1 protein-coding gene and 1 pseudogene are annotated in these 2,370 nt (G+C 42.9%); both read right to left on the bottom strand.

What is annotated here, in order from left to right; translation table 11 throughout:
- Positions 1 to 936: DHH family phosphoesterase (locus tag AC075L_RS07165; protein WP_476387447.1), on the bottom strand; the 936-nt coding region annotated here is incomplete at its 3' end.
- Positions 937 to 1,480: 544 nt separating this feature from the next.
- Positions 1,481 to 2,370, bottom strand: a pseudogene (locus tag AC075L_RS07160) (nucleoside recognition domain-containing protein); the annotation flags it as partial.

The raw sequence follows: 2,370 nt of genomic DNA, 5'->3' as shown, positions 1-2,370 counted from the left end.
ATATTTTAATCCTGCTGCGGAGATATGTCCTCCACCGCCAAAAGGTTTCAACAGTTCATTAACATTGATCCATTTCCCGTCTGAACGGAAAGAACATCTCCACCCGTTTTCTTCTTCCTCATACATGGTAAAACCAAGTTCAATATCGTCGCAATCGCGCAGGATGGTGCTGATACAGTGGATGTCTTCGTATGTGATATCTTTTTCGGCAATTTCCTTCTGTCCCATAATAACATAGGCAACCCGGCCATCCATCGCACGTACTGCTCCATGAAGAATATCGGCTCTTTTGTACAGAATGTCCAGGGTATCACTGTGTAAGGTTTTCATAATCCTGCCATGGTCAACTCCCATAGCCATCAGATCAGCTACTGCCTGAAAAATACCCTGGTTTGCCCTTGCCAGTCCTCCGGTATCATGCAGGATGCCAAGGTAAATATAATCTGCGGCATTGGGGTACGCTTCTTTTTGGGCTGCATTTAGAAGCAGTTCGGAAGAAAGCATATGGTATACATTTTCCGCACACGCCTCAGAAACCTTTGTCCAGTTCACATCTCCGTATCCTTCATTGGAAGCATGATGATCAACAACAATGCTGGCAGCGGCATTTTGGTAATATTCCAATCCGATCATACGCTCCAGAGTTGCATTATCACAGACTATGACACAATATTGTTTTCCGGATATGTCCGGCATCTCAAAAGGAACAAATATCTTATCTTCCACGACCATCTTTTTCGGACCGCGCTCCAGCGTTTTTGCAAGATATGGAAACACCCTGTATTGTGGATAATTGACATGGATATAGTGCGCAAGGCTCATCACCGATCCGGCAGCATCGCCATCCGGATTTAAGTGTCCCAGAATCACTACAGTGTCCAGATTGTGCGTCTGCATGGTTTCATCAAAAACAGTATCAAAATTAAACTCTGTCATTCCTATCTCCTTCGTATATCACTTCCCTGTTATATTTTAATTTTATCATCTAACAGATCAGATAGCAAGTTGTGGGCACATACAAGCCAAAATTCGTTACTGTTCACTCCGTTCACAGTAACGTGGCCAAAATTCATTACAGATTGCATTATTTTGCGGAATTGCTATAGAACCAAAAGAGACAAAAGAGACCACTTGTCTCTTTTTAAAAAACTATAGCAATTTCGTAAGATTTCTATAGTTTTTTCAGGGTTTCTGTACTATAATGAAACCCATAAAGAGATTGTCATATCAAAAATAGTAATCTAATTTTCTGCTAGAAAATCAGATCACCTCCCATCAAACTGGAAATTCAGGGAAAGTTGTTCTGATATTATTATGAAAAAGATGATCGAAGCCCAGGAAAGACAGATGTCCAGTGGTTCCCAGGGCGGACAGTACTAATCAGATAAAAGCCTCTCAGTTGAGGAACTGAAAAAAACCGATGGTGATGACTGAAAACAGTCAAATCCATCGGTTTTTCTATAAAAGCGAATTAATAAAATCAGATCATCCCTATCAGATGTACGATCAGTGCAGCCACCCAGGCAATCACACACTGCCATACCACAACACCAACAGCCCATTTACTGCCCATTTCACGTTTGATCGAAGCGATAGCCGCCACACATGGTGTATAGAGTAAACTGAATACCAGCAGGGATGCTGCTGCCAGCGGAGTCAGTACAGAGGCAATATTTCCACTGAAAAGTACTTCCAGAGTAGATACCACGCTCTCTTTTGCCATAAATCCGCTGATAAGAGCTGTACAGATTCTCCAGTCTCCCAGTCCGATCGGTTTAAATATAGGTGCCAGGACTCCCGCCACCATTGCCAGAATACTGTCTGCAGAATCTTTTACAAGATTTAAATGCAGATCAAAGCTCTGCAGGAACCAGATTATCATTGATGCAAGCAGGATAATAGAAAACGCTCTCTGCAGGAAATCTTTTGCTTTTTCCCACAAAAGCTGACCTACATTCCTTGCTCCCGGCAGCCGGTAATTGGGAAGTTCCATGACAAACGGTACGGGATCTCCCTTGAAAAGAGTTCTGTTATACAAAAATGCCGCCAGGATTCCCACCAAAATTCCAAGCAGGTAAAGACCTGCCATAATAAATCCGCCCTTCTTCGGGAAAAAAGCACTTACAAAGAAAGAATAAATCGGCAGCTTCGCAGTACAGCTCATAAAATGGAGTCAGCAAAATCGTCATCTTTCTGTCACGCTCACTTGTAAGTGTACGTGTGGCCATAACAGCCGGAACCGTACATCCGAATCCAATCAGCATTGGCACAATGCTTCTTCCTGAAAGGCCGATCTTACGCAGAAGTTTGTCCATCACAAAAGCAACACGTGCAACGTATCCGCTGTCTTCCATAAGAGACAGGAAGAAA

The organism is Blautia sp. ZXY-1-B12 (assembly GCF_056339915.1).
This window is presented reverse-complemented; position numbering and strand designations above follow the sequence as displayed.